Origin of the sequence: Lacrimispora sp. 210928-DFI.3.58 (genome assembly GCF_020554865.1) — a bacterium.
Taxonomy (GTDB): domain Bacteria; phylum Bacillota; class Clostridia; order Lachnospirales; family Lachnospiraceae; genus Enterocloster.
On record NZ_JAJCIC010000001.1, the window covers coordinates 23,534 to 47,588 of the forward strand.

The window sequence follows — 24,055 nt, forward strand, 5'->3', positions numbered from 1 at the left end:
TAATCGGCTTAGGTTGCCTGATCGGTATTCTGGTCGGGCATGACATTGACCGCAGGAGGACGTAAAAAGACCGCCCCATTCAGGAGCGGCGAGTAATAGCCTTAAAGGCCGATATCTTTAAAATCAATGGAGAAGTCATCGTAAATATTAACCCTTACCGTATCATTTGGGCCATAAGCTGTAGTTTCAAATTGCTTTTCCTCCAGGTGGTACACATAGACAGTGCGTTTCATGGGATTTACGATCCAGTATTCCCGGACGCCAGCATCGGCGTAAAGGTTCAGCTTGCGGATATAATCATGGCTGGAATTGGCTGGAGAGGCAATCTCAATGATCCAGTCAGGCGCGCCGGTGCAACCACGGTCGGTAAGTTTATTGGGATCACAGATCACAGAAATATCTGGCTCAACAATATTCTTTTGGTCTGCCTTTAGCTTGACGGCAAAAGGAGCAGGATAGACCTGACAAGGCCCGCCTTTTGCCTTGATATAATTATGGATTGTGGCATAGAGGCCGCCGAGTATCTGCTGATGGGCCCGGCTAGGGGCGGCCTGATAGAAGAATTGACCATTGATCAACTCCACACGTACATCCTCCGGGGTGCTGTAATAATCTTCTTCTGTGTAAATACGTTTCTGCGGTAATGCCATAGGCTCACGCTCCTTCCTGTGGTGGCTGTTGATCTGGTACATACTCCATTATGTCCCCGGGCTGGCAGTTAAGAACTTCACAGAGAGATGCAATGGAATCCGTGGTGATGCTTTTCCCTTTTCGGATGCTTTGAAGCGTACCTTCTGAAATGATTTTCTCTTTGCGGATGCGGTAAGTAGTCACCCCTTTTTCTTCCATGAGGGCAAGGAGTTTATTAAAAACAATGTGTCCCATGAGAATCCTCCTCTGATTGATTTAATGGGGAAGTAAAAATAAAGGCACCTCTCCTATTATGCCTTTATTATAACGGGAATGTGCTCTAAAAACAATGTACATTTTTAACGAAAACATACTCTAAAATATGTGTATAATGCCAATGGATTATACTCTAAAATTGATGCATAATATAATCATCAAAGGAAAACAAAACCAGCCGGGAAGCCCGAAAGGCCCCAAAACTTCAAGCCATATACCTGTGAGGATGTGCCAGGGAGGCGAACAATAGCCAGGAAGATGCTTGAAGGACTGAGAAGAAAGGAGATCACAAGATGTCAGAACGCACATTAACGAAGAAGGTAGCGGAGCTTAAGCGCCTGGAGGCCGAGAAAAAGGCCATCGAGAAGCAGATGGAGGCCCTGCAGGAGGAGATCAAAAAGGAGCTTAAGGTCAGAGGCCAGGAGGAAGCCTCTGCCGGAGACTGGATCGTGAGATTTAAGGCAATCGTCAGCAACAAGTTCAACACAAAGGCCTTTGCTGCGGATCATCCAAAACTCTATCAAAAGTACATGGGCCAGTCACAGGCAATGAGGTTCACGATAAGCGCGCAGGGCTGATAAAAGAAAAGCATCCGGCAGAGGGAGTAGCGGTAACTACACAGGCCCTCTGCCGGGACACATACCATAAGAGAGGAGTTAAGAAGAATGAGGCTGAATGTGGGCAAGTATTTGGAGATCATCAAGGAAAGGGGGCTTGACGGGGAGGCTGTGGGGAAAGTTGTGGGGCATGAAATCACCCAATTTCGGCTTTAAATACCATGAGGGTAGAAATATACCACCCTAGACATAAAACACCAAAATGTAACATAAAAACAGGGTATCAAAAAGCCCTGGCGTCGGCAAACGCACAGGGCTGATAAAAGAATACCCAACCACACACCAATGCAGAGGGGATAGTCTGATTATACCATAGATTGGCCCCTTTGCAATCAAAAAGTAAAGGAGAAATTACCGATGCAGCAGTTATGTGTTCTCCTGGAGAAGGAAGAACCTTAGATTATGGATACAGAGATTGAAGCGCTTACATTAGAACTGCTCCGCGAGCTGTTCAAAATGAGTATAGAGGAGCTGGAGCAGTTTCGTCCTGGGATGACGGAGAAAATGGCAGAGGCCGGGCATCTTCATCCATTGGCGGAAAGATACCTAAATGCTGCTTTTGATCAGGTGATTGAGAGAAAGCGGAAAAATACAGAAATATAAAACAATTGGCTTTTCGCATAGATTTTCAAAGATATAATCCCACCGAAGCCGCTGGCCGCTGCGACAGTGCGGCAGCCATGAGGAGGCAGCCTTACCACCTGCTTTCTCTGGCAAAATAGTATTGCGAAATCGCAACAGAAAGGATAAGTATGATTCATTTATTAAAAGAAATATATGGACTCATTTATGGTGAGCTTACCCAGACAGCAGAAATGCAATGGCCTCTGCACCGGGAAATAGAAAAGATAAAGGCGCCTTTAAGAGGCCGGGAAGATTTTGAAGAGGTGGAGGAGATCTGCCTGGAGATTAGCTGCTGCAGCCAGGAGTACGGTTTTATCAGCGGCTTCAAATATGGCGTGGCTTTTATGATGGAATGCCTGGAAAGGCTGGGGGCAGACTAGGCCTCTGCCTAATCAGAAAGGATGTGAGCATGTGGCAAACGAAAGCAAGGCGCTCCCAACGGGTATAACGCTGCGTAAGGATGGGCGTTATATGTGGAGGTTCAAATATAATGGATTTACATACTCCGGGTACAGCCGCAAACTGGCGGAAGCAAAGAAAGCTATGCGAGATAAGCGCTATGAGGTGGAACACGGCCTATATTCCAAAGAGCAGAACATTATATTTGATGTGTGGTTCAAGGAATGGCTGGAAGTCTACAAGGCGGCAGATTGCAAGGAATCCACGCTAAACCTATACAGAAATGTGTATGATCGGTATATTAAGAAAGAGTTTGGCAGCAGAAAGCTAAAAATGCTCCGGGCTGATATGATCCAACGGTTTATTAATGAAGCTGCAGGAAAATATTCCAAATCGGTAGCATCAACAATCAATTTCCTGCTATACGATGCAATTCGTCAGGCAGTACGTAATGGTATTATTGCAAAGAATCCAATGGATAATACAACGCCGCCCAAATTCAAAAAGCAGGAGAAACGTGGCGCGCTAACCGAAGAAACACAGCGCCTATTTTTGGAGGCAGCGAAAGAGAGCCACTATTATCCATTGTATCGGCTGGCAAGCTTAACTGGGATGCGGATCGGGGAGGTGCTGGGCCTTCAGTGGTCTGATGTAGATTTCCAGACGGGAGAAATAAGAATCACGCATACACTGTGTTACTCACCAGGGAAAGGGAAATACCTGGATACCCCAAAATCATCGGCAAGCAGGAGGATCATTCCCATTGAGAAGGGGAGTGAAGCATATTGTCTGCTTAAGGACTGGCGTAAAACACAGCTCCATCAGCGTTTGATGGCCGGGAAATACTGGCAGCCATTAGAGGGGATGGAGAATTTGGTATTTACGTCCAATAACGGAACGCCTCATTATGACACAAATGTAAGAAAGGATCAGAGGGTCATTGTCGAGAGATTGAAGGAGAAGGGGGTGGAGATCGGTACTTGCACATTTCACACATTGAGACATTGCTTTGCCACTCGATGTATTGAAAACGGGATGGAGCCTAAAGTGCTTCAGGCGATCCTGGGACACAGCACCTTTGCAATGACGGTTGATCTGTATGTGGATGTAATGGAGAGTACCAAACGGCAGGAGATGAAGAAAATCACAGCAGCTTTATGAACGAAACAGGCCGCAGCTTTGGAGAGAGCTGACGGCCTGCTTTTATACATTTTAAGAAAAAGGTGTGTCAAAGGGTGTGTCAGAATTGGTTTTCGCAGCCTTGTGGCGGTCAAAAAGGCCTGTATTTACAGGCAAGTTCCACCCTATTTCTCATCCACCACCTGAAAAATATAAAACTTCAGATAATAGGACTCATCGGCAGCCCACAGGATCGGGTGGTCTGCGGCCTGGGTCCTGTATTCGATCTGGCGGAGGCGCTTGTGGACATTGTTTGCTGCCTCGCGGATGGTCTTTGTGAACAGCTCCGGGTCCATGAAGTGGGAGCAGGAGCAGGTGGCCAGGTATCCGCCGTCCTTTACCAGCTTCATGCCGCGCAGGTTGATCTCACGGTAGCCTTTGACGGCGTTCTTGATGGAGCTTCGTGATTTTGTAAATGCCGGGGGATCCAGGATCACCACATCAAACCTGCGTCCCTCCTGCTCCAGCCTTGGAAGAAGGTCAAATACATCGGCGCACTGGAAGGAGACGCGCTCAGAGAGGCCGTTTAAGGCTGCATTTTCCCGCGCCTGGCTGATGGCCAGCTCTGAGGCATCCACGCCCAGCACCTTTCTGGCTCCGGCCCTGCCCGCATTTAAGGCAAAGGAGCCTGTATGGGTAAAGCAGTCCAGCACCTGGTCCGGCTGCACGCGGCGGCACAAATCCTGGATGGCCCGGCGGTTGTATTTCTGGTCGAGGAAAAATCCTGTCTTCTGGCCGTCCTTTACATCCACCATGTAGAGAACGTCATTTTCCACGATCTCCACAGAGGTGTCAAAGGGCTCGCCGATAAAGCCCTTGAAGCGTTCCATGCCCTCCTGAAGCCGTACCTTTGCATCGCTCCTCTCATAGATGCCGCGGATGTGATAGCCGTCCTCCTCCAGCACCTGGATCAACTTTTCTATAATAACCGGCTTTAAACGGTCAATGCCCAGTGCCAGGGATTCCACCACCAGCACATCGGAAAACTTGTCAATGACAATGCCGGGAAGGAAGTCAGCTTCCCCAAAGATAAGGCGGCAGCTGGAGGTATCCACTGTGGCCTTCCGGTACTCCCAGGCATTGCGCACCCGCATTTCGATAAAGGCATCATTGATAACAGCATCCTTTTTCCTGGACAGCATGCGCACGGTCAGCTTAGATTTTGTATTGAGAAAGCCGTGGCCCAGGGGATAGCCGTCAAAATCCTCCACGGACGCCAGACAGCCATCCTCGTACTCTCCGGTAATGGTGTCGATCTCATTGTCATATATCCAGGCTCCGCCTGCCTTTAGGGAACGCCCTGTGCCCTTTTTGATGCGGACGCAGGCCTTTTCTTCATATAAATGTTCTCTGCTCATAGGATTCTCCTGTAGTATTGATAACTTGCAATGCCAGCAGCACCTGTATGGCCGCTGGCATGGTTCCTGAGGTATCATAACACATTTTTATTCCATCGCATAGGGATTCTTTTCCAGAACACCTATCCCTAAGGTGATGATCTGCTCTGTGAGCCTGGAGAGCTGTTCCGGTGTCTCCTTCAAGCCTGTCTCCAGCCAGTTCTGTACCAGCCCCACACAGCCTGAGACGATGAAGGAGAAGAAGGCGTCAAAGACCTCAGGATTGCCAAAGCGGTACACCTCCATCCAGTCCCGCAGGCATTTCTCCCGCACCAGCTGCTTTAGGCGGTTGACGAAATTCATATCGCCGTTTTCGCCTATGAGGATCTCGATCAGGTCCGCATTCTTATATACAAGGCTGTAGACCTCGTGGAAGACAGTAAAGGGGCGCTGCTTCAGATCCGCCGCATCATGCTTCATCACAAGAGTATTAAAATCTGCTAAAAGCTCAGCCTCTGTCTTCTCCAGCAGGTCAAATACATCTTTATAATGAAGATAAAACGTACCTCTGTTTAGATCTGCCATATCTGTCAGCTCCCGGACTGTGATGTCCTGCACCTTCTTTTCCTTTAATAAGGCAATAAGACATTCGCGGAGCTGTTTTCTGGTCTTTCGCACTCTGCGGTCAATTGATTCTGCGCCCATAGCATGATTCCTTTCTTTTCCCGTTCCTTTGTTGAAAAAAATTTACAAATATTTAATGGCTGGATATTAGACAAAATATAATGAAATGTCCATTAATAGCCAAACGAACAAAAATTAATCATTGTATTTTTTCCATATTTCAGTATAATCCATTATAGTTAATAAATAGACAAAAGTCAATTATTATAATTAAAGTTGTTTAATGATATAAAAGGCGGATATTTCATATAATAGTTGTCAGCGGGAGATGATGGAATGAAGGTCTTAAAGCATAGAATGCTGTGGAGTACCATGTGTGTCCTGGGGCTTTTGGCAGGCTGGCCGGGGCTGGAGATACGGGCAGAGGAGGCTTTGGCGCAAGCAGACGGCAGCACGGCCCGGACTGCAGTGCTGCAGGAGGCCGGAGCTGCCCAGGCTGCAGGCTTCCGGGGCTGGGTAAAAATGGAGCAGTCCTGGTACTGGCTGAATCCGGACGGCACCGTCTTCCACGGCTGGCTTGATGACAGTGGACGGCGGTATTATCTGGGGGAGGACGGTGTTATGGCTGTAGGCTGGAAGGAGATCGGGGGAAAATGGTACTATTTTCACCAGGATGGCGGTATGAACCTGGGAGAAATGGTGCTGGACAACGGCGTTTACCAGTTTGCAGAAGACGGGTCCCTCCTCTCCTCCCGATGGCTGGAAAACACAGGAGGCGGCTCCTACACAGCGGGCTGCTTCGATGAGGAGGAGCAGGCGCTGTTTGACAGCTTAAGCGAGGAAAAACGGGAGCAATATTTTGACGAATACCCGGACAGGGAAGAGGAATACGATGGGGATATGCACACCAGCTATGACCGCTTTGCAGGCTTTTGGGTGGAGACAGCCCTGAAGGAGATTGCTTCCCACCGGCTGGAGGCTGCCGTGGAGCAGGGCTATGCAGACGAGCGTATCCCTGGAGAAGGCAGCTTAAAGGACTATCTGGCAGCAGTGCCCTATCGGAAAAATGCCTCCTGCCTGGAGCTCTACATCAGAAATTGTGAGGACGCGGACGAGGCCTATGACAAGGTAATGGAGCGGATGGAGCACAGGTTTGACGGAAAGCGGGACAGGAAATATTCCCTGGAGTACTACCGCTATCTGGGTATTGCCCATATGGAAAAAAATGGAAAACAGCAGTTTATGGTAATATTCCTGCGGTAGGCAGCAGAGACTGCGTGTAAGGAGTAATCGGTTATGAAATGGAATGCTTTAAAAAGGAAATCCACATGCGCCCGCCGGCAGGACTTTCATAGTAAGGACAGCGGGAAGGAAAAGCTGTCTGTCCGCCTGGCCAGGTTCATCATACATAAACAGAGCTGGATCGGGGGCATCTTTCTTGCAGGCTGCATTTTCTCACTGATCGCCATGCTCTTTGTCAATGTCAATTATGACCTGACAGAGTATCTGCCGGATACCGTATCCTCCCACATAGGGCTTGAACTGATGAGGGAGGAGTTCGGCTATCCAGGAACAGGCCGGCTGATGTTAAAGGATGTCACTCTGTATGAAGCAAAGCAGTACAAGGATAAGCTGGAGGCTATTGACGGAGTGGACCAGATACTCTGGTGCGACTCTGTGGTAAACATTTATTCCGGCGAAGATTTTATCAACGAAAAGGATATTGAAGACTATTACAAGGACAGCTGTGCGGTGATGGACATCACCTTTGACGAAGGAGATACCTCGGTGCGCACCTCGGCGGCCATTGACGAGATGAAGGCCCTGACCGGTGATAAGGGCTACTATGTAGGGATGGCAGTACAGACAAAGTCTCTGACAGAAAACATGGAAAGTGAGATGAGCAGGATCATGTCCGTGTCCGTGGTGATGATCTTTGTGGTGCTGTGCATCACCACCAATGCCTGGACGGAGCCCATCCTGTTTTTACTGGTCATGGGAGTTGCGATCCTGTTAAACAGGGGCAGCAATATTTTCATCGGTACGGTGTCCTTCCTCACAAACAACGTGGCAATGGTGCTTCAGCTTGCCACCTCCATGGATTACTCCATTTTCCTGCTGGACGCATTTGAGCGTGAGCGGAGAAAGGGCCTGGGGGAGGAGGAGGCTATGACAAATGCCATTGATGCGGCTATCAACTCCATTTTTGCCAGCAGTCTTACCACTATCGTAGGATTTTTGGCTCTTGTGTTCATGAAATTTGCCATCGGCTTTGATATGGGCCTGGTGCTGGCAAAGGGTATTGTGTTCAGCCTTATTACAGTGTTGTTTTTAATGCCTGCCATGATCCTGAAATTTGCAAAGTGGAATGAGAGGACCAGGCACCGCCCCTTTCTTCCTGCGTTCCGCGGCCTGGCTGAGAAGATATATAAGCTGCGCTACGTTTCCCTGGCAATTATGCTCCTCCTTACACCCCCGGCTTACGTGGCCCAGAGCATGAACGACTTTGTGTACGGCAACAGTTCCGTGGGAGCCAGCGAGGGAACCCAGGTGTATGCAGACGACCAGGCGATCGTGGAGCAGTTTGGGCGCAGCAATATGATGCTGGCCCTGTATCCCAACACCTCCCCCATAGCGGAAAAGGAAATGTCAGATGTCATAGAGGAGCTTCCCTATGTGAAAAGCGTGACCTCCCTGGCGAATACGCTTCCGGAAGGCATACCGGAGGAGTTCCTTCCCTATTCCATGACCAGCCAGCTCCACACGAAGGATGCCTGCCGCATGCTGATCTACATACGTACAAAGGCAGAGAGCGATCAGGCCTTCCGGTGCATGGACGAAATCGAAGGGATCGTGAAGCGCTATTACCCGGAGGACTCCTATCTGGTAGGGGAGACGCCTTCTACCAGGGATATCAAGACTACGATCACAGCGGACAATGCCAGGGTCAACATGCTGTCGCTATTAGGTGTGTTCTTTGTGGTAATGTCCAGCTTCCGCTCCCTGATCGTTCCTCTTCTGGTGATGGTGCCCATTGAGGTGGCGATCTTCCTCAATATGACGATCCCCTATCTGACAGGGGAAACCATGGGATATATGGGATATATCATTGTCAGCAGCATACAGCTTGGAGCAACGGTGGATTACTCCATCCTTCTTGCAAACAATTACGTGTCCAGCAGAAAGCGGATGCCGAAAAAGGAGGCCTGCATTGAAGCAGTTATGCTCTCCTGTCCTTCCATATTTACATCAGGGGGAATTATTGTCCTGGCAGGATATATTATCCGCTTTATTTCCAGTACAGCGGCGATCAGGGATATCGGCCATCTGATCGGCAGGGGCGGTCTGCTGAGCTCTATCTTAGTGCTGACAGTCCTTCCGGCTCTTCTGGTACTGTTTGACAGGATCGTTACCAGCAATGAGTGGGACCGCCTGCAGAAAATGCTGAAAAAGCGCCATGAAAGGCGGAAGGAACTGATTAAGAAAGGACTGAAGGCCGTGGCAGACCGGGTCGGGACAGCCGGAGCCGGGGATGCCGGTGCAGAGGCTGCCAAACTGGAATCAGGCGGAGATTTTTATCAGAAAGAACCGGCTATCGGAGGTGAGAAGCAATGAAGATCAGACATAGACAGCTGACTGCAGCCTTGCTGGCAGCTGCAGTTATCGGAACAGGAGCAGGAGGAAGCCTTCCCGCATACGGTGCAGAGGCCTCTGTGGCAACGGATGAGACCATGTATGTCAATCTGGATTACTACGGAAGGCCCGCCAAGATCAACGTGGTGAAGGGATGCAGCCTCAACGGTAAACAGACATTTATCGATTACGGAGATTATCTATCTGTAGATAATATGACTGGCCCTGAACAGCCGGAGCTGGGAGATGGAAGCGTTACCTGGAATCTTCCGGAAGGCCGGACAGGACGGTTTTACTATAAATGCGCCATGGATACGAAGACGGTGGAGCTTCCCTGGAATTTTGATGTTTCCTATAAGCTGAACGGCGTTCCCATGGATGGGGAAAAGCTGGCCGGAGCATCGGGTCTGGTGGAGATTCATGTAAAGGCAGTTCCAAATGAGAAGGCAGCGCTCTACTACCGCAACAACATGCTCCTTGTGGTGGCAGTGCCTGTGGATCTGTCCACCTGCTACAGTGTGGAGGCAGAGGGCTCCCAGACTCAGAACATGGGAGAGACGACCGCAGTGGTATTTACAGCTCTTCCGGGCGAGGAGGGAGATTACAAGGTGCGTATGGGCACTGACAGCTTTGAGACCACAGGCGTGCTTATGACGATGATGCCGGGAACCATGGAGGATCTGGAGCACATCAAGGACTTAAAGGAGGCAAAGGATACCTGGAGAGATGCCGGGGACCAGCTTTATGACAGCCTGGAGCAGATGGCAGAATCTGTGGAAGCCATGCGAGAGGGCGTAAACCAGGCAAAATCCGGAGCAGCCTCCGCGGAGCGGGCAAGGCAGAAGTGGAGCGGTGCAAAGGACAGCATCCTGGCTGGAAATGACGAGGCATTAAATGCCCTTACCGCATTGTCACAGCAGATGGAGGCCATGGTTCCACATATCCAGACAGCAAAGGAGACCTCAGAGATCCTGCATAACAGCATGAACGATATCGTGGCGACCATGGGAGAAATGCAGGAGCCTTTGAGAAAGCTCCATACCAGGCTCCGGAACATTGAGAGCAGCGCTGATGCTATAGCGGATGAGCTCCCTGATATCCAGAAGGAGATGGAAACCCTTATGGCCCTGGACGCCAGATTCCAGGCCAATGAGCAAGCCATTCTCACAGCCCTTAAGGACCTGCCGGATACGCTTCAGGAGATCGATATGGATTACTATGATCTGGAGCTGGAGGCAGATAAGCCAAAGAAATCCGGCTCCCAGTCCTCCGGATCCTCCGGCACAGCAGCCGGGGCAGCAGGAGATCAGGCGGGCGGAAGCAGCGGAGCCGGAGGAAATCAGGAAGGCGGAAGTAGCGGAGCCGAAGGAGACCAGGAAGGCGGAAGCGGTGCAGCCGGAGGAAACCAGGAAGGCGGAAGCAGTGCAGCCGGAGGAAACCAGGCGGGCGGAAGCAGCGGAGTTGGGGGAAACCAGGAAGGCGGAAGCAGTGCAGCCGGAGGAAACCAGGAAGGCGGAAGCAGCGGAACCGGGGGAAATAGGCCAGACGGAAGCACCGGAACTACAGGAGGCCAGGAAGGCGGAGCCGGAGGAAACCAGCCAGGCGGAAGCACCGGAACTACAGGAGGCCAGGAAGGCGAAAGCAACGGAGCCACAGGATCCGCCGGATCCCAGCCCACCGAAGACACCCAGGACAAAGCCGATGGCGGAGCCGGAAGCAGCAGTTCCTCAGAGAATACAGCAGGCAGTTCCTCCGCAGATCCCGGTCAGGGCGGCACATCCGGCAGCGAAAACAACAGCGCTGAAAGCTCAGGCCAAAGCACAGCCTCCGACAGCGGCAGCTCACAGGATACCAGCCAGGATAACAGTTCCTCCGCATCATCTGACGGCAGTCAGACGGAGGGAACCCCTCTGGCCTCCATTATCAGAAAAGAAGCACCTCTGGTAGGAGATCCCACAGATATGACGCTCACCGCATCAGAGCTTTTAGCCCTTCTCCAGAAGAGAAAAGGCACCCTGGAGGAGATATCCAAAACCAGCCGCTCCCTTACCGTCCTCATGTCAAACCTCATGGACAATACGGCAGATTCTGCCAAATACAGCCGTGAGCTGATCGACAACCTGGATTACCTGATCGAGGATATCACAGCCCTGAATGATTCACTGGATGTGTATTATCCCGATCTTCAGGAGGCTCTGGATGATTCAAAGGAGCTGGTTGATCGTACCACAGAAGCTTTAAACAGCGGGATCAGCACTATGACGATCGTTCAGAATACCCTGAGGGCCACCAGCGAGGATGCAGACGCAGCAGCCAGGGACAGCTTAGGGGCCAGTCTGGAGCTTCTTGATAAGAGCCTAAGCATTCTTGACAGCACCACAGCCATGCGCCAGGCAGGAAGGACCATGAAGGACACTGTTGACAGCCAGCTGGATAAATTTGATACAGAGAATCGTTTTCTGTTCATGGATCCATCGGAGAAAAAGGTCTCCTTCACCTCCTCTGAAAACGAAGAGCCCAATACTCTGCAGATCGTGCTGAGGACTGACGAGATCAGCCTGGACAGCGAAGAAAACAAGCTGTTGGACGCAGAAGGGGAAAAGGAAAATGTGAGCCCACTGCGTCGCATGTGGAATGTATTAGTCCAGATGTGGCAGGCGATTATCTCTATTTTCAAAAACCGTTGAGAATAAACTTATACAAAATGCACAATAAAAATAGTTAATATTTACAAAAAATGCAAGAAAGCGGCAAATGCAAAGGTTTGCTGCTTTCTTTCTTTTGTTAAATGTGTTACAATATTAACAATAATGCACAATACGGAGTCATCCGGCATTTTAAACACAAAGAAAAGGAGAAGAAAGTCATGGCAAACAGAATTGTACTCAACGAGACCTCCTACCATGGAGCAGGAGCGATCAAGGAAATCGCAGCAGAGGCAAAGGCAAGAGGCTTTAAGAAAGCCTTTGTATGTTCTGATCCAGACCTTATCAAGTTCAATGTAACAAAGAAGGTAACAGATGTTTTGGATGAGGCAGGACTTGCCTATGAGATCTATTCCAATATCAAGCCCAACCCCACCATTGAAAATGTACAGACAGGTGTGGCTGCATTTAAGGCATCCAGCGCAGATTATATTGTAGCCATCGGCGGCGGCTCCTCCATGGATACCGCAAAGGCAGTAGGCATTATCATTGCTAATCCTGAGTTTGAGGATGTTCGCAGCTTAGAGGGCGTAGCTCCCACAAAGAAGCCCTGTGTTCCGATCATCGCTGTTCCGACCACAGCAGGCACAGCAGCAGAGGTAACCATCAACTACGTTATCACCGATGTGGAAAAGAAGCGCAAATTCGTATGTGTGGACACCCATGACATTCCGGTTATCGCTGTGATCGACCCGGATATGATGTCCTCCATGCCGAAGGGACTGACCGCATCTACCGGTATGGATGCTCTGACCCATGCAATTGAGGGATATATCACGAAGGGTGCATGGGAGATGACAGACATGTTCCACTTAAAAGCCATTGAGATCATTTCCAAGAGCTTAAGAGGCGCATGTGAGAACACAAAGGAAGGCCGTGAGGGCATGGCATTAGGCCAGTACGTGGCAGGAATGGGCTTCTCCAATGTAGGACTGGGCATCGTTCATTCCATGGCCCACGCATTAGGTGCGGTTTATGACACACCTCACGGAGTAGCCAATGCGATCCTTCTCCCAACTGTTATGGAGTACAATGCTCCGGCTACAGGGGACAAGTATAAATACATTGCCATTGCCATGGGCGTAGAGGGCGTAGAGGCTATGAGCCAGGAGGAGTACCGCAAGGCAGCTGTTGACGCTGTGAAGAAGCTGTCCGCAGATGTAGGCATTCCGGCTGACCTTAAGGCGATCGCAAAGGAAGAGGATGTTGACTTCCTGACACAGTCAGCTATGGATGACGCCTGCCGTCCGGGTAACCCGAAGGATCCGACCTTTGAGGATATCAAGAACCTGTACCTTTCCTTAATGTAATGATACCAGGGTCAAAAGGTCCAAAATCCGATGCAGGCTTGCCTGCAGGAGGAGCTTTGATCTTGGGACCTGCCAAAAATATGAATAAGCAGCCATTTTCCGCAGAAAATGAGCGGATCATGAATGTTTTTTGAAAGAAGGCTGACCTTCCGGCATCAGGCTTTTATGCCCGGGAAGGCCAGCCTTCTTTGCTGCACAGAAAAACATTATCAAAATTTAGATAATAAAGATGTAATATCGGAGAAAACGGTATAGAAAGTTCATATTTTACATATAATTTACATAGACTTTACATTGAGACCAGAAATCGATATTGACGATAATTGAAATATCCCGTATAATGAGTATGTGTAAAACAATTGCAGAACATATGTAAATATCAGGAAAAGAGGCGTGGATGGCCGTGGAACAGATTTGCTGTGACCGTTTATACGATGGGAAAACAAAGATAGCATAACCTGCGATCTCTGGGTAGATGGCGGGCTATGCTATATTTTTGCCTTCAGCCAGGTAAAAGGTCCTCAGTCTTTGTTATCTATATATGGATAATAAAGCATACGCCTGTTCCTGAACAAAAAGGAGAAAATATGGGAATGGAATTAATATTAGGTCTGCTGGGCGGTCTTGCCCTGTTTCTCTATGGTATGCAGATGATGAGTACCAATCTGGAAGCAGTGGCGGGAAACCGGATGAAGCAGATACTGGAACGCCTTACGGCAAACCGTTTTTTAGGCGTGCTGGTGGGAGCAGGGATCACTGCCCTGATCCAGTCATCCTCCGCTACCACTGTCATGACTGTGGGCTTTGTTAACTCAGGCCTTATGAGCCTCAGGCAGGCTGTGTGGATCATCATGGGAGCCAATGTGGGTACCACCATCACAGGCCAGCTGATCGCCCTTGACATCGGTGCCCTTGCACCCTTGATCGCATTTGCAGGCGTTGTGCTCATTGTCTTTGTGAAAAACAAAAAGGCACAGCATGTGGGAGGGATTATCGCCGGTATCGGCGTGCTTTTTATCGGTATGGGCATGATGAGTGATGCCATGGTACCCCTCAGGGAATCACAGACCTTCGTTGATATGGTGACAAAGTTCTCCAATCCGATCCTGGGCATCCTGGTGGGCGCAGTGTTCACAGCGGTCATCCAGTCCTCTTCTGCTTCTGTGGGTATCCTCCAGGCGCTGGCCATGGGAGGCGTTATCAATCTCCACAGCGCCGTGTTTGTCCTGTTCGGCCAGAACATCGGTACATGTATCACTGCCGTCCTGGCCTCTGTGGGAACAAGCAGGAATGCAAAGCGCACCACATTGATACACCTGATGTTTAATATGATCGGAACAGCGATTTTTGTGACCCTGTGTCTGTTCCTGCCGTTTACAGACTGGATGGTAAGCCTGGCTCCGAATGATCCGGTGTCCCAGATCGCTAATGTCCACACCATTTTTAACCTTACCACCACGATCCTGCTTCTGCCCTTTGGCTCCCTTCTTGAGAAGCTGGCCATCCGCATTCTGCCTGACAGCCAGGCTCCTGTGAAGGATGCGGACAGCTGGTTCGAGGGCCTTATGGCATCCAAGCATCATTTGGGCGTATCCACCATTGCCATCAATCAAATCCATGAGGAGATCGAGGCCATGCTGGAGACTGCAAGGATCAATGTGACAGAGAGCTTTCACGTATTGGAAAACGGATTGGGAGACGGCGGGATTGAGGAAATCGCAGAGAGGGAGGAGGATATTGATCTGACAAATGTCCGGCTTTCCCAGAAGATCTCGAAGATCCTGGTATTAGACCAGACTCCGAAGGATATTGAGGCATTAAATCAAATGTATACGATTCTGGGCAATATTGAGCGAATCGGTGACCATGCCATGAACCTGGCAGAGTATGCGGAAACCATAAAGGAGAAAAACCTTAAGTTCTCCGAATACGCAGGCAAGGAATTCCGGACAATGGAGGAATCCTGCGCAGAGGGCATGAGGCTGCTGAAAGCGGCCGCAGCGGGAAGCTCTGATTTTAAGCTGTCCCAGGTAGCGGATATTGAGCAGAAGATCGATGATATCACAAAAGCCTTCCGCCAGAACCAGATTGACCGCATGCGGGCAGGCAACTGCAATGTGGAATGCTCCATCCTCTATTCAGAAATGCTGACAGACTATGAGAGGATCGGAGACCACATGTTAAACATTGCAGAGGCATATGATGCCATTGAGTGGTCCGGTGAGAGGAGTCAGATAGGAGCAGCGGCAACGGCTTAGTGTCAGCGTTTTTTGGCCGGAACCTTGTTCTGTATCCTCCACTCCCTGGGTGCTATCCCGTAGGTCTTTTTAAAGGCGCGCGAAAAATGAAGCTGGCTGGGATAGCCCACGGCATTGCTGATATCCTTGATGGACAGCTCCGTGAGCTTTAAGAGCTCAGCAGCCTTCGTCATCCTGTAATGTATCAGAAATTCCTGGGGACTCTGGCCCACGGCGTCGCGGAAGATCTTTCCGAAGTAGCTGCGGTTTAAGCTGCAGAAGGCGGCGATGTCCTCCACGGAAATATCGTTCTGGAAGTTCTGCTCAATAAAGGAGGTGGCTTCCCGGACATAGAAGTCCTGGAGCCTTCCGGCCTGTGACAGCTTGCGGGAGGAAGAGGAACGTGTCAGGTAGTCCAGGAACAGGTATAGATGGCCGATCAGGTGAAAAGGAGGCATGTCGGAATGATGGGCGATATAGAGCATCTCATTTTTTAACTCCAGCGACAGATCCCTGGCATTGGAGTGGTATATGGGATTGTCGATGGTCAGGCCGGATATATCCAGGGCCTCCTTTACCCTGAGGCCGTCAAACTCCAGCCAGGTATATTCCCAGGGATGATCCTTGTCCGCATAATAGGTGGTGACCTGTTTGGGGAAGATCATAAAGCCTTCTCCGCTTTTAATATGGTAGATCCTGGTCTGTCCGCTGAAGTCTGTGGACTCCAGGGTCCCTGCGCCGGAGATCACATAGTGGAACAGAAAATGGTTCCTGACAAAGGGGCCAAAGGAGTGGAGCGGAGTGCACTGCTCCCACCCATATTGATATAATCCCAGGTCGACAAAACGCTCATTGGGAAAAACTGAAAACAAATAATTATCCATTTTGTACAGGCTCCTTTCGTCAGTTCTATCGAATTAGACAAAGCAAATCAAATGAAATTGGTAAAAATTCACAGCAAATTCTTCTCTTAACTCTTATTATATACCCAAATGCATCCTTATATCAACTCTTTCATAAAAATATAGCATTTTGGCATATTTTTCCCAATATCAGAACATTTACGCAGAATTTACCAAATGATAATATAGGATCACAAAGCAAACCGCGGAATTGCATCAGATGGAACGACGGTTCCGTTTGAAAAAAGAAAAAATGACAGGGGGTAAATTATGCACAAGATGGCGAAAACAGGCGTTGTCATGGGCGTTGCTGCACTGACTGCGGCTATGTCCTTAAGCGGCTGCCAGAGCTCAGGCAGGACAGCGGACGGTAAGGTGAAGCTGACCTTTCAGATCTGGGATACTGCCCAGAGGAATGGTATGCAGGACATTGTGAATGCATATATGGAAAAGAATCCGAATGTGGTGATCGATGTCCAGGTGACAAGCTGGGATGAATATTGGACAAAGCTGGATGCAGCGGCAGAATCCAACCAGCTTCCGGATATTTTCTGGATGCACACCAACCAGATCTTGAAATATGCAGATTATGGTATGCTTGCAGATGTGACGCACCTTTACGATGACGAGGATCCTGATTATTACAAAAAACATTACTCTGACATTTCCATGAACAATGCAAGAGGCAGCGATGGAAATATGTATGGAGTTCCGAAGGATAAGGATACCGTGTGCCTGGCCTACAACAGGGTGATGTTCGATCAGGCCGGGGTCGCTTATCCTGACGAGACCTGGACCTGGGATGATCTCTGTGAGGCTTCGGCGGTCATCTATGAGAAGACCGGGAAGTATGGCTACATGGCATATGCAGACGAGCAGCTGGGCTACTGGAACTTTGTATACCAGGCAGGCGGCTATATCTTAAATGAAGACAAGACAAAAGCAGGCTTTACGGAACCAGCTACAAGAAAGGGCATGGAGTTCTACATCAACCTCCAGAAAGAGCCATGGTGCCCGGATCAGAACTACTTTGCGGAGACCAATCCCGGCACCGCCTTTATGTCGGGACAGGGAGCTATGTACCTGGAGGGCAACTGGAACCTGATGTCTATGATGGAGAACAACAAGGATATTGAAGGTCAGTGGGATGTGGCAGTTCTTCCAAAATGCCCGGATCCAATGAGTGGAGACGGCAGGGCGACGATCTCCAACGGTCTTTCCTACGCTACCGGTGCAAGGGGCAGGAACCTGGAATATGCCCTTGACTTCTTAAAATTCTGCGGATCCGAGGAGGGCCAGCGTGTACAGGGCTTATCCGGTGCTGCGATTCCTGCATATGATGGCTTGGAGGACACCTGGATCTCCGCATTTGACAAGTTTGAGCACAAGCTCAGTGTGGAGCACTGCGTAGAGATGTTCCCCTATGGCGTACAGAGCGTAAACAATGCCTCCAGACCAAACTGGAAGACCCAGGTAAATGACATCCTGCTCAAGATCTACAGCGGTGAGCTGACCCTGGATGAGGGACTTGAGAGCATGCAGAAGCAGGTGGACGAGGCAAAGGCTCCGTAATGGCATAGGTGCCATGAAGCCATCAGGACGAAATAACTGATTCATCGATTGGAGGGTAATATGGGAAAGAAAAAATGGCTGACAGATGATGCAAAATGGGGTTATCTCTTAGTAGCGCCTACCATCATCGGACTGCTTGTATTAAATGTATATCCGTTTCTTCAGACACTGGTGCTGAGCTTTTCAACCACGCACCCCTTTGGCTTTTACGAGATCACAGGTGTTGATAATTACGTTCAGATGTTCAGCAACAAGGAATTCTGGAAGGCAACCTGGAACTCGATCTACTTCTGCATCCTGACTGTGCCCTTAGGCATTTTCCTGTCACTGCTCACCGCAGTCCTGTTAAATGCCAAGGTGGCAGGCAAGACTGCCTTCCGCGCCATCTATTTCCTGCCCATGGTTGTGGCACCGGCTGCGATTGCTATGGTATGGAAGTGGATTTTTAACGCAGAATATGGTATTATAAATCAGATCATCGGAACAAAGATCAACTGGCTCACCAATCCGGCTCTGGTACTGCCCGCCTGCGCGGTTGTGGCAATATGGAGTGCGGTTGGCTATGACGCAGTGCTTCTCCTGTCCGGTATCCAGAATATTTCCAAGAGCTACTATGAGGCAGCCAGCTTAGACGGCGCCACCAAGGTGCAGCAGTTCTTCCAGATCACACTGCCCATGGTATCTCCCACCTTATTTGTCGTACTGATCATGCGCCTGATGTCCTCCATCAAGGTTTATGACCTGATCTACATGATGGTTGACACATCGAACCCGGCCATCACAAGCGCACAGTCACTGATGTACCTGTTCTACCGTGAGTCCTTCGTAGCCGGTAACCGCGGCTATGCATCCGCGATCGTTATCTGGACCGTGGCACTCATCGGTGTTGTCACCATTTTCCAGTTCTGGGGACAGAAGAAATGGGTTAATTACGAGGTATAAGGAGGGGAACTCATGGATTCATCATTGGAGAGAAACTACAGAAGAAATAAAATGCTGGTCTATGCAGCACTGATCGCAGGCTCCGTCCTGATGATCTTCCCATTTTTGTGGATGCTGCTTACAAGCTTCAAGTCTGCCGGTGAGAGTGTACAGATCCCTCCCACCATCCTGCCAAAGCAGTGGCTGACAGACAACTATAGCAGGGCTCTTACAAGCCTGCCCTTTGTAAAGCTTTATATCAATACAACACTGCTCATCGTGTTCCGCGTGATCTGCGCAGTGGCCTTTTCCTCCGCAGCCGGATTTGCATTTGCGAAGCTGGACTTTAAGGGGAAGAACGTGCTGTTTTCCATCGTGCTGATCCAGATGATGCTCCCGTCCCAGATCTTCATCATTCCACAGTATCAGATGCTGGCAAAGATGGGTCTGACCAACACCATGTTCGCGCTGGTGTTCCCGGGTATCGTGAGCGCTTTCGGAACCTTCTTCCTGCGCCAGTCCTATATGGGCATACCGGACGAGGTGGGAGAGGCTGCTTATCTGGACGGCTGCAACAAGTGGCAGACCTTTACAAAGGTCATGATGCCTCTTACGAAGGCTTCCATGGCAGCGCTTACGATCTTTACCGCAGTATTTGCATACGCAGATCTGATGTGGCCTCTGATCGCCAACACCGATCTGAATAAGATGACACTGTCCGCAGGACTTTCCACGTTGAGAGGACAGTTCACCACTAATTATCCGGTGCTTATGGCTGGCTCTATGCTGGCTATGATCCCCATGGTGATCCTGTATCTGGCGTTCCAGAAGCAGTTCATCGAAGGTATTGCAATGACAGGAGGAAAATAAGGCAGTCATGTCCTGTCTCAAACATCCTTTGCCGGCCAGTGGCAAGAGATGGATGAGGCAGGACACAAAAGTAACATTATTAAGGAGACTTTCCTAATGGCAATTGAATATCAGGAAAAGGAACGGCTGTTTACCCTTCATACGGCAAACTCCACATACCAGATGAAGGTAGACAGCTACGGATATTTATTACATCTATACTATGGGAGCCGTGTAAAGGGCTCTATGGAATACCTTCTGACCTATGCGGACAGAGGGTTTTCCGGCAATCCATACGAGGTGCGGGACGACAGAAAATATTCTCTGGATGCTCTGCCCCAGGAGTTTCCATGCCAGGGGACAGGAGATTACCGCAGCCCGGCATTTGTTGTAAGAAATGGAAATGGTTCCTACAGCACAAAGCTTTTATATGACAGCTGCAGGATAACAGAGGGAAAATACAGTCTGCCCGGCCTTCCTGCCGTATATGACACAGAGGAAGGAGAGACGGCAGAAGGCGGCCTTAGGACTCCGGCATCTGACGGTATCCAGACGCTGGAGATCGTTCTGCGGGATGAGGTGAACGGCCTTAAGGCAACACTGCTTTACGGCGTGCTGCCCGGACTGGATATTATCACCCGTGCGGTGAAGGTGGAAAATGAAGGCACGGAGACCGTGAACCTGTTAAAGGTCCAGAGCGCCTGTTTGGATTTCCTTTATGGTGACTATGATCTCATCCAGTTTTATGGCCGCCATGCCATGGAGCGGAATTTCCAGCGCACCCCGGTTGCTCACGGAGCGCAGATGATCGGGAGCCGCCGGGGAACCTCCAGCCACCAGTACAGCCCTTTTGTGATCCTGGCAGAGCAGTCAGCTACAGAGGACCAGGGCGGCTGTTATGGCCTCTCCTTTGTCTACAGCGGCGCCTTTAAAGCTGAGGTGGAGAAAGACCAGTACAACCAGGTGCGTATAAGCATGGGCCTTCAGGATGAGCTCTTTGATTATCCCTTAAAGCCTGGGGACAGCTTTTATGGCCCTGAGGTGGCCTTAAGCTACAGCAAAGAGGGATTAGGAAAACTTTCCAGAAATTACCATAAAACCTTCCGATACCACCTGTGCAGAGGCAGATACAAGACAGCTCCCAGACCAGTGCTCATCAACAACTGGGAGGCTACTTATTTTGATTTTACAGGTGAACAGATATACAATATCGCAAAGCAGGCTTCTGAGCTGGGCGTGGAAATGCTGGTGCTGGATGATGGGTGGTTTGGAGTGAGAAACTCCGATTACTCCGGCCTGGGGGACTGGTTTGTAAATGAGAAAAAGCTGGGAGGAAGCCTTTCTGATCTGACAGAGCGCATCCGCGGCCTGGGCCTGAAGTTTGGCATCTGGGTGGAGCCGGAGATGGTGTCCGAGGACAGTGATCTTTACCGTGAGCATCCGGAGTGGGCCTTTGTGGTTCCGGGCAGGAAGCCTGTGCGCGGAAGAAGCCAGCTGGTGCTTGATTTCTCCCGCAGGGAGGTAGTGGATCATATTTACAGGCAGATCAGCAAGGTGCTGAAAGAGGCTTCTGTGGAATATGTGAAGTGGGATATGAACAGGAGCATCGCGGACGTGTACTGCGCCACAGCAGGCAGGGAGGACCAGGGAGCTGTGATGTACCGGTATATCCTGGGACTCTATGAATTCCTGGAGCGCCTCCATCAGGAGCATCCCGATCTGCTGATCGAGGGCTGCAGCGGCGGCGGCGGCCGTTTTGACGCCGGAATGCTGTACTACACGCCTCAGATATGGTGCAGCGATAATACAGATGCCATTGACAGAATCCGCATCCAGTACGGAACGTCCTTTGGATTCCCGGTTTCTGCTGTGGGCTCCCATGTCTCCGCAGTGCCAAATCACCAGAATGGCCGTATTACTCCCATTGAGACCAGAGGCCTGGTGGCAATGGCCGGAAACTTTGGCTACGAGCTGGATTTGAATAAGATCACAGAGGAAGAGAAGGTCTGTGTCAGGGAGCAGATCAGAGAGTTCCGCCGTCTGTGGAATGTGATCCACAATGGGGATTACTATCGTCTGACAAGCCCCTTTGGAGACAGTGAGGCTGCGGCATGGATGTTTGTGGCAGAGGACGGCAGCGAGGCTCTCCTGCAGGCCGTGACTCTGGAGGCCCATGGAAATCCGCTGACTACGTATATCAGGCTTAAGGGTCTGGAGCCGGAGGCATTTTATGTGGATGAGTCTACAGGGCGGCGCTACAATGGTGCAGGCCTGATGTCAGCCGGAGTTCCGCTGCCGCAGCTTGGCGGAGAATATCGTCCATGGCAGCTGCATTTGAAAAAAGAGGAGTAGATGTAGTGGGAAAGGTGGAGAAAGAACCGTGAAGAAAAGTGACCGGATTTATAATGAGAGGCTTGAGCGTCATCTGGATGAGCTGAAATGGCTTTACATGGAGCTCTACAACAGCGAGGAACAGTTTGAGGCCTTAAAGAGCGGCTTGTACCAGTTTTATCAGGAACGCCGGGCCGGCTTAAAGAAACTGGACGAGGAGAGAGAGCAGGACAAGCACTGGTACCGCAGAAACGGCATGCTGGGCATGATGCTCTATACGGAGCAGTTTGCAGGCAATTTAAAGGGAGTGAAGAAAAAGCTTCCTTACATAAAGAAATGCAATGTCAATTATGTGCATCTTATGCCTCTTTTGGATACCGTGGAGGGACGCTCTGACGGAGGCTACGCTGTGGCCGATTTCCGCAAGGTGCAGGAAAAGCTGGGAACCATGGAGGATCTGGAGCAGCTTTCCATGGCCTGCCACAGACAGGGGATCAGCCTGTGCCTGGATTTTGTCATGAACCATACTTCCGAGGATCACGAGTGGGCAAAGCGTGCCAGAGCCGGGGAAAAAGAGTACCGGGACAGGTATTTCTTCTACGATGACTACACGGTGCCGCAGCAGTACGAGAGGACAGTACCCCAGGTGTTCCCCACCACAGCTCCCGGAAACTTTACCTGGCTTCCTGAGTGCAGCCAGTATGTGATGACGACCTTTTATCCCTACCAGTGGGATCTGAATTACCGCAATCCTGTTGTTTTTAACGAGATGATGTTTAACTTCCTCTATCTGGCAAACAAGGGTATTGATGTGATCCGCATTGATGCGGTTCCCTATATCTGGAAGGAGCTGGGCACAGACTGCCGCAACCTGCCAAAGGTCCACACCATTGTGCGCATGATGCGCATGATCGGTGAGATCGTGTGTCCGGGGATCGTCCTCCTGGGTGAGGTGGTAATGGAGCCGGAGAAGGTAGCGCCCTACTTTGGCACGGTAGAAAAGCCGGAATGCCACATGCTCTACAATGTGACCACCATGGCAACCACCTGGAATACGGTGGCAACAAGGGATGTAAGGCTGTTAAAGAGGCAGATGGAGATCATCAGCAGCCTGCCATCGGACTACACCTTCTTAAATTACCTGCGCTGCCATGACGATATTGGCTGGGGCCTGGATTATCCCTTGCTGGAAACCTGGGGAATGATGCAGGTGCCCCACAAGAAGTTCTTAAATGATTTCTTCACCGGAAAGCTGGCTGACAGCTTTGGCCGGGGAGAGCTCTACAATGAGGATCTGGTGACAGGAGATGCAAGGCTCTGCGGCACCACCGCATCCCTGTGCGGCATCGAAAAGGCCGGCTTTGAGCAGAATGAGGAGGCCATGGAAATGGCCATCAAGCTGGATGTGATGCTCCATTCCTTCATGCTCTTCCTCTCAGGGATCCCCATGCTTTACAGCGGCGATGAGATCGGCCAGGTCAATGACTATACCTATAAGGAGAACCCCTTAAAGGCAGAGGATTCCCGTTACCTCCACCGCGGAGATTTCAAGTGGGAGCTGACAGACAGCATCGAAAAGCCGGACACTGTCCAGAGCCGCCTGTTCCACGCCTTAGGAAGGCTGGAGGAGATACGGGCCGCAGAGGAGATCTTCGATGCTTCCGCCTCCTTTAAAGCCCTGGATACAGGCAATGATTCCGTTCTGGGCCTGTCAAGAGAGAGCAGCGCCGGAAAGGTGATCGGCCTCTTCAATTTCAGCAGCAACACCTGCCGTGTACAGTTGGGGAACGAAGATGAGAGATACGCCAGCCTTGTAGACGGCACAGAAGTGAAGCCGCAGGATATGGATATTGAGGGGAATGGATTTTATTGGTTGAAAAAACTTGATAGATAGATGAGAAAAACAACA

General features: G+C 50.2%; 19 protein-coding genes. 14 read left to right on the forward strand and 5 right to left on the reverse strand.

The genetic code is table 11. The features are described from left to right. Positions 1–101 precede the first annotated feature (101 nt). Positions 102–650 (reverse strand): Uma2 family endonuclease, encoded by a 549-nt coding sequence (locus LIZ87_RS00100; protein WP_227144669.1) that lies wholly within the window; start codon positions 648–650, stop codon positions 102–104. A gap of 4 nt (positions 651–654) precedes the next feature. After that, entirely contained in the window at positions 655–885 is a 231-nt protein-coding gene (locus tag LIZ87_RS00105) for a helix-turn-helix domain-containing protein (RefSeq protein WP_227144671.1), read from the reverse strand. A 314-nt stretch (positions 886–1,199) separates the two neighbouring features. Between LIZ87_RS00105 and LIZ87_RS00110 the strand changes: the two genes are divergently transcribed. From LIZ87_RS00110 to LIZ87_RS00125, 4 genes are all read left to right on the forward strand, one after another. After that, positions 1,200–1,484: a hypothetical protein gene (locus LIZ87_RS00110; protein ID WP_227144673.1), complete on the forward strand. Its 285-nt coding sequence runs from the start codon at positions 1,200–1,202 to the stop codon at positions 1,482–1,484. 441 nt (positions 1,485–1,925) lie between these two features. Further along, positions 1,926–2,126 (forward strand): hypothetical protein, encoded by a 201-nt coding sequence (locus tag LIZ87_RS00115; RefSeq protein ID WP_227144675.1) that lies wholly within the window; start codon positions 1,926–1,928, stop codon positions 2,124–2,126. Between the two features lie 149 nt (positions 2,127–2,275). Then, a complete protein-coding gene (locus tag LIZ87_RS00120; protein ID WP_227144677.1) occupies positions 2,276–2,527 on the forward strand; it encodes a DUF6809 family protein in 252 nt (83 codons plus the stop codon). Positions 2,528–2,558: 31 nt separating this feature from the next. Beyond that, on the forward strand, positions 2,559–3,707 hold the full coding sequence (locus tag LIZ87_RS00125) for a tyrosine-type recombinase/integrase (RefSeq protein WP_227144679.1): 1,149 nt from the start codon (positions 2,559–2,561) through the stop codon (positions 3,705–3,707). Positions 3,708–3,850: 143 nt separating this feature from the next. On the opposite strand, the gene LIZ87_RS00130 is transcribed toward LIZ87_RS00125, so the two are convergent. Together LIZ87_RS00130 and LIZ87_RS00135 are read right to left on the reverse strand one after the other, a co-directional pair. Continuing rightward, positions 3,851–5,083: a class I SAM-dependent rRNA methyltransferase gene (locus LIZ87_RS00130; protein WP_227144681.1), complete on the reverse strand. Its 1,233-nt coding sequence runs from the start codon at positions 5,081–5,083 to the stop codon at positions 3,851–3,853. Between the two features lie 87 nt (positions 5,084–5,170). Beyond that, positions 5,171–5,767, reverse strand: coding sequence for a TetR/AcrR family transcriptional regulator (locus tag LIZ87_RS00135; protein WP_178316319.1), 597 nt, complete (start codon positions 5,765–5,767; stop codon positions 5,171–5,173). Positions 5,768–6,022: 255 nt separating this feature from the next. Here LIZ87_RS00135 and LIZ87_RS00140 point away from each other — a divergent pair, with 255 nt between their 5' ends. The 5 genes from LIZ87_RS00140 (at position 6,023) to LIZ87_RS00160 (ending at position 15,592) form a co-directional block, all read left to right on the forward strand. Continuing rightward, positions 6,023–6,949 (forward strand): N-acetylmuramoyl-L-alanine amidase family protein, encoded by a 927-nt coding sequence (locus LIZ87_RS00140; RefSeq protein WP_227144683.1) that lies wholly within the window; start codon positions 6,023–6,025, stop codon positions 6,947–6,949. A gap of 33 nt (positions 6,950–6,982) precedes the next feature. Continuing rightward, on the forward strand, positions 6,983–9,301 hold the full coding sequence (locus LIZ87_RS00145) for an efflux RND transporter permease subunit (protein ID WP_227144685.1): 2,319 nt from the start codon (positions 6,983–6,985) through the stop codon (positions 9,299–9,301). Continuing rightward, positions 9,298–12,006: a methyl-accepting chemotaxis protein gene (locus LIZ87_RS00150; protein ID WP_227144687.1), complete on the forward strand. Its 2,709-nt coding sequence runs from the start codon at positions 9,298–9,300 to the stop codon at positions 12,004–12,006. The genes LIZ87_RS00145 and LIZ87_RS00150 overlap by 4 nt, the downstream gene beginning before the upstream one ends. Positions 12,007–12,185: 179 nt before the next feature. Continuing rightward, a complete protein-coding gene (gene fucO / locus LIZ87_RS00155; RefSeq protein ID WP_178314447.1) occupies positions 12,186–13,334 on the forward strand; it encodes a lactaldehyde reductase in 1,149 nt (382 codons plus the stop codon). 587 nt (positions 13,335–13,921) lie between these two features. Continuing rightward, positions 13,922–15,592 carry a Na/Pi cotransporter family protein gene (locus tag LIZ87_RS00160; RefSeq protein ID WP_227144689.1) on the forward strand — a complete coding sequence of 557 codons (1,671 nt, stop codon included), beginning with the start codon at positions 13,922–13,924 and terminating at the stop codon, positions 15,590–15,592. A gap of 2 nt (positions 15,593–15,594) precedes the next feature. Here the strand turns inward: LIZ87_RS00160 and LIZ87_RS00165 are convergent, their stop codons facing one another. Further along, the gene (locus LIZ87_RS00165; RefSeq protein WP_178315808.1) at positions 15,595–16,455 is read right to left on the reverse strand and encodes an AraC family transcriptional regulator; all 861 of its coding nucleotides are present in this window, start codon (positions 16,453–16,455) and stop codon (positions 15,595–15,597) included. Between the two features lie 288 nt (positions 16,456–16,743). Here LIZ87_RS00165 and LIZ87_RS00170 point away from each other — a divergent pair, with 288 nt between their 5' ends. The 5 genes from LIZ87_RS00170 (at position 16,744) to LIZ87_RS00190 (ending at position 24,040) form a co-directional block, all read left to right on the forward strand. Beyond that, a complete protein-coding gene (locus LIZ87_RS00170; protein WP_178315805.1) occupies positions 16,744–18,045 on the forward strand; it encodes an ABC transporter substrate-binding protein in 1,302 nt (433 codons plus the stop codon). Between the two features lie 60 nt (positions 18,046–18,105). Beyond that, positions 18,106–18,987 carry a carbohydrate ABC transporter permease gene (locus LIZ87_RS00175; protein ID WP_227144691.1) on the forward strand — a complete coding sequence of 294 codons (882 nt, stop codon included), beginning with the start codon at positions 18,106–18,108 and terminating at the stop codon, positions 18,985–18,987. Between the two features lie 12 nt (positions 18,988–18,999). Beyond that, positions 19,000–19,836 carry a carbohydrate ABC transporter permease gene (locus LIZ87_RS00180; RefSeq protein ID WP_227144693.1) on the forward strand — a complete coding sequence of 279 codons (837 nt, stop codon included), beginning with the start codon at positions 19,000–19,002 and terminating at the stop codon, positions 19,834–19,836. A gap of 96 nt (positions 19,837–19,932) precedes the next feature. Further along, positions 19,933–22,167 carry an alpha-galactosidase gene (locus tag LIZ87_RS00185; RefSeq protein ID WP_227144695.1) on the forward strand — a complete coding sequence of 745 codons (2,235 nt, stop codon included), beginning with the start codon at positions 19,933–19,935 and terminating at the stop codon, positions 22,165–22,167. A gap of 28 nt (positions 22,168–22,195) precedes the next feature. Further along, on the forward strand, positions 22,196–24,040 hold the full coding sequence (locus tag LIZ87_RS00190; protein WP_227144697.1) for an alpha-amylase family protein: 1,845 nt from the start codon (positions 22,196–22,198) through the stop codon (positions 24,038–24,040). The last annotated feature ends 15 nt before the right edge of the window (positions 24,041–24,055 follow it).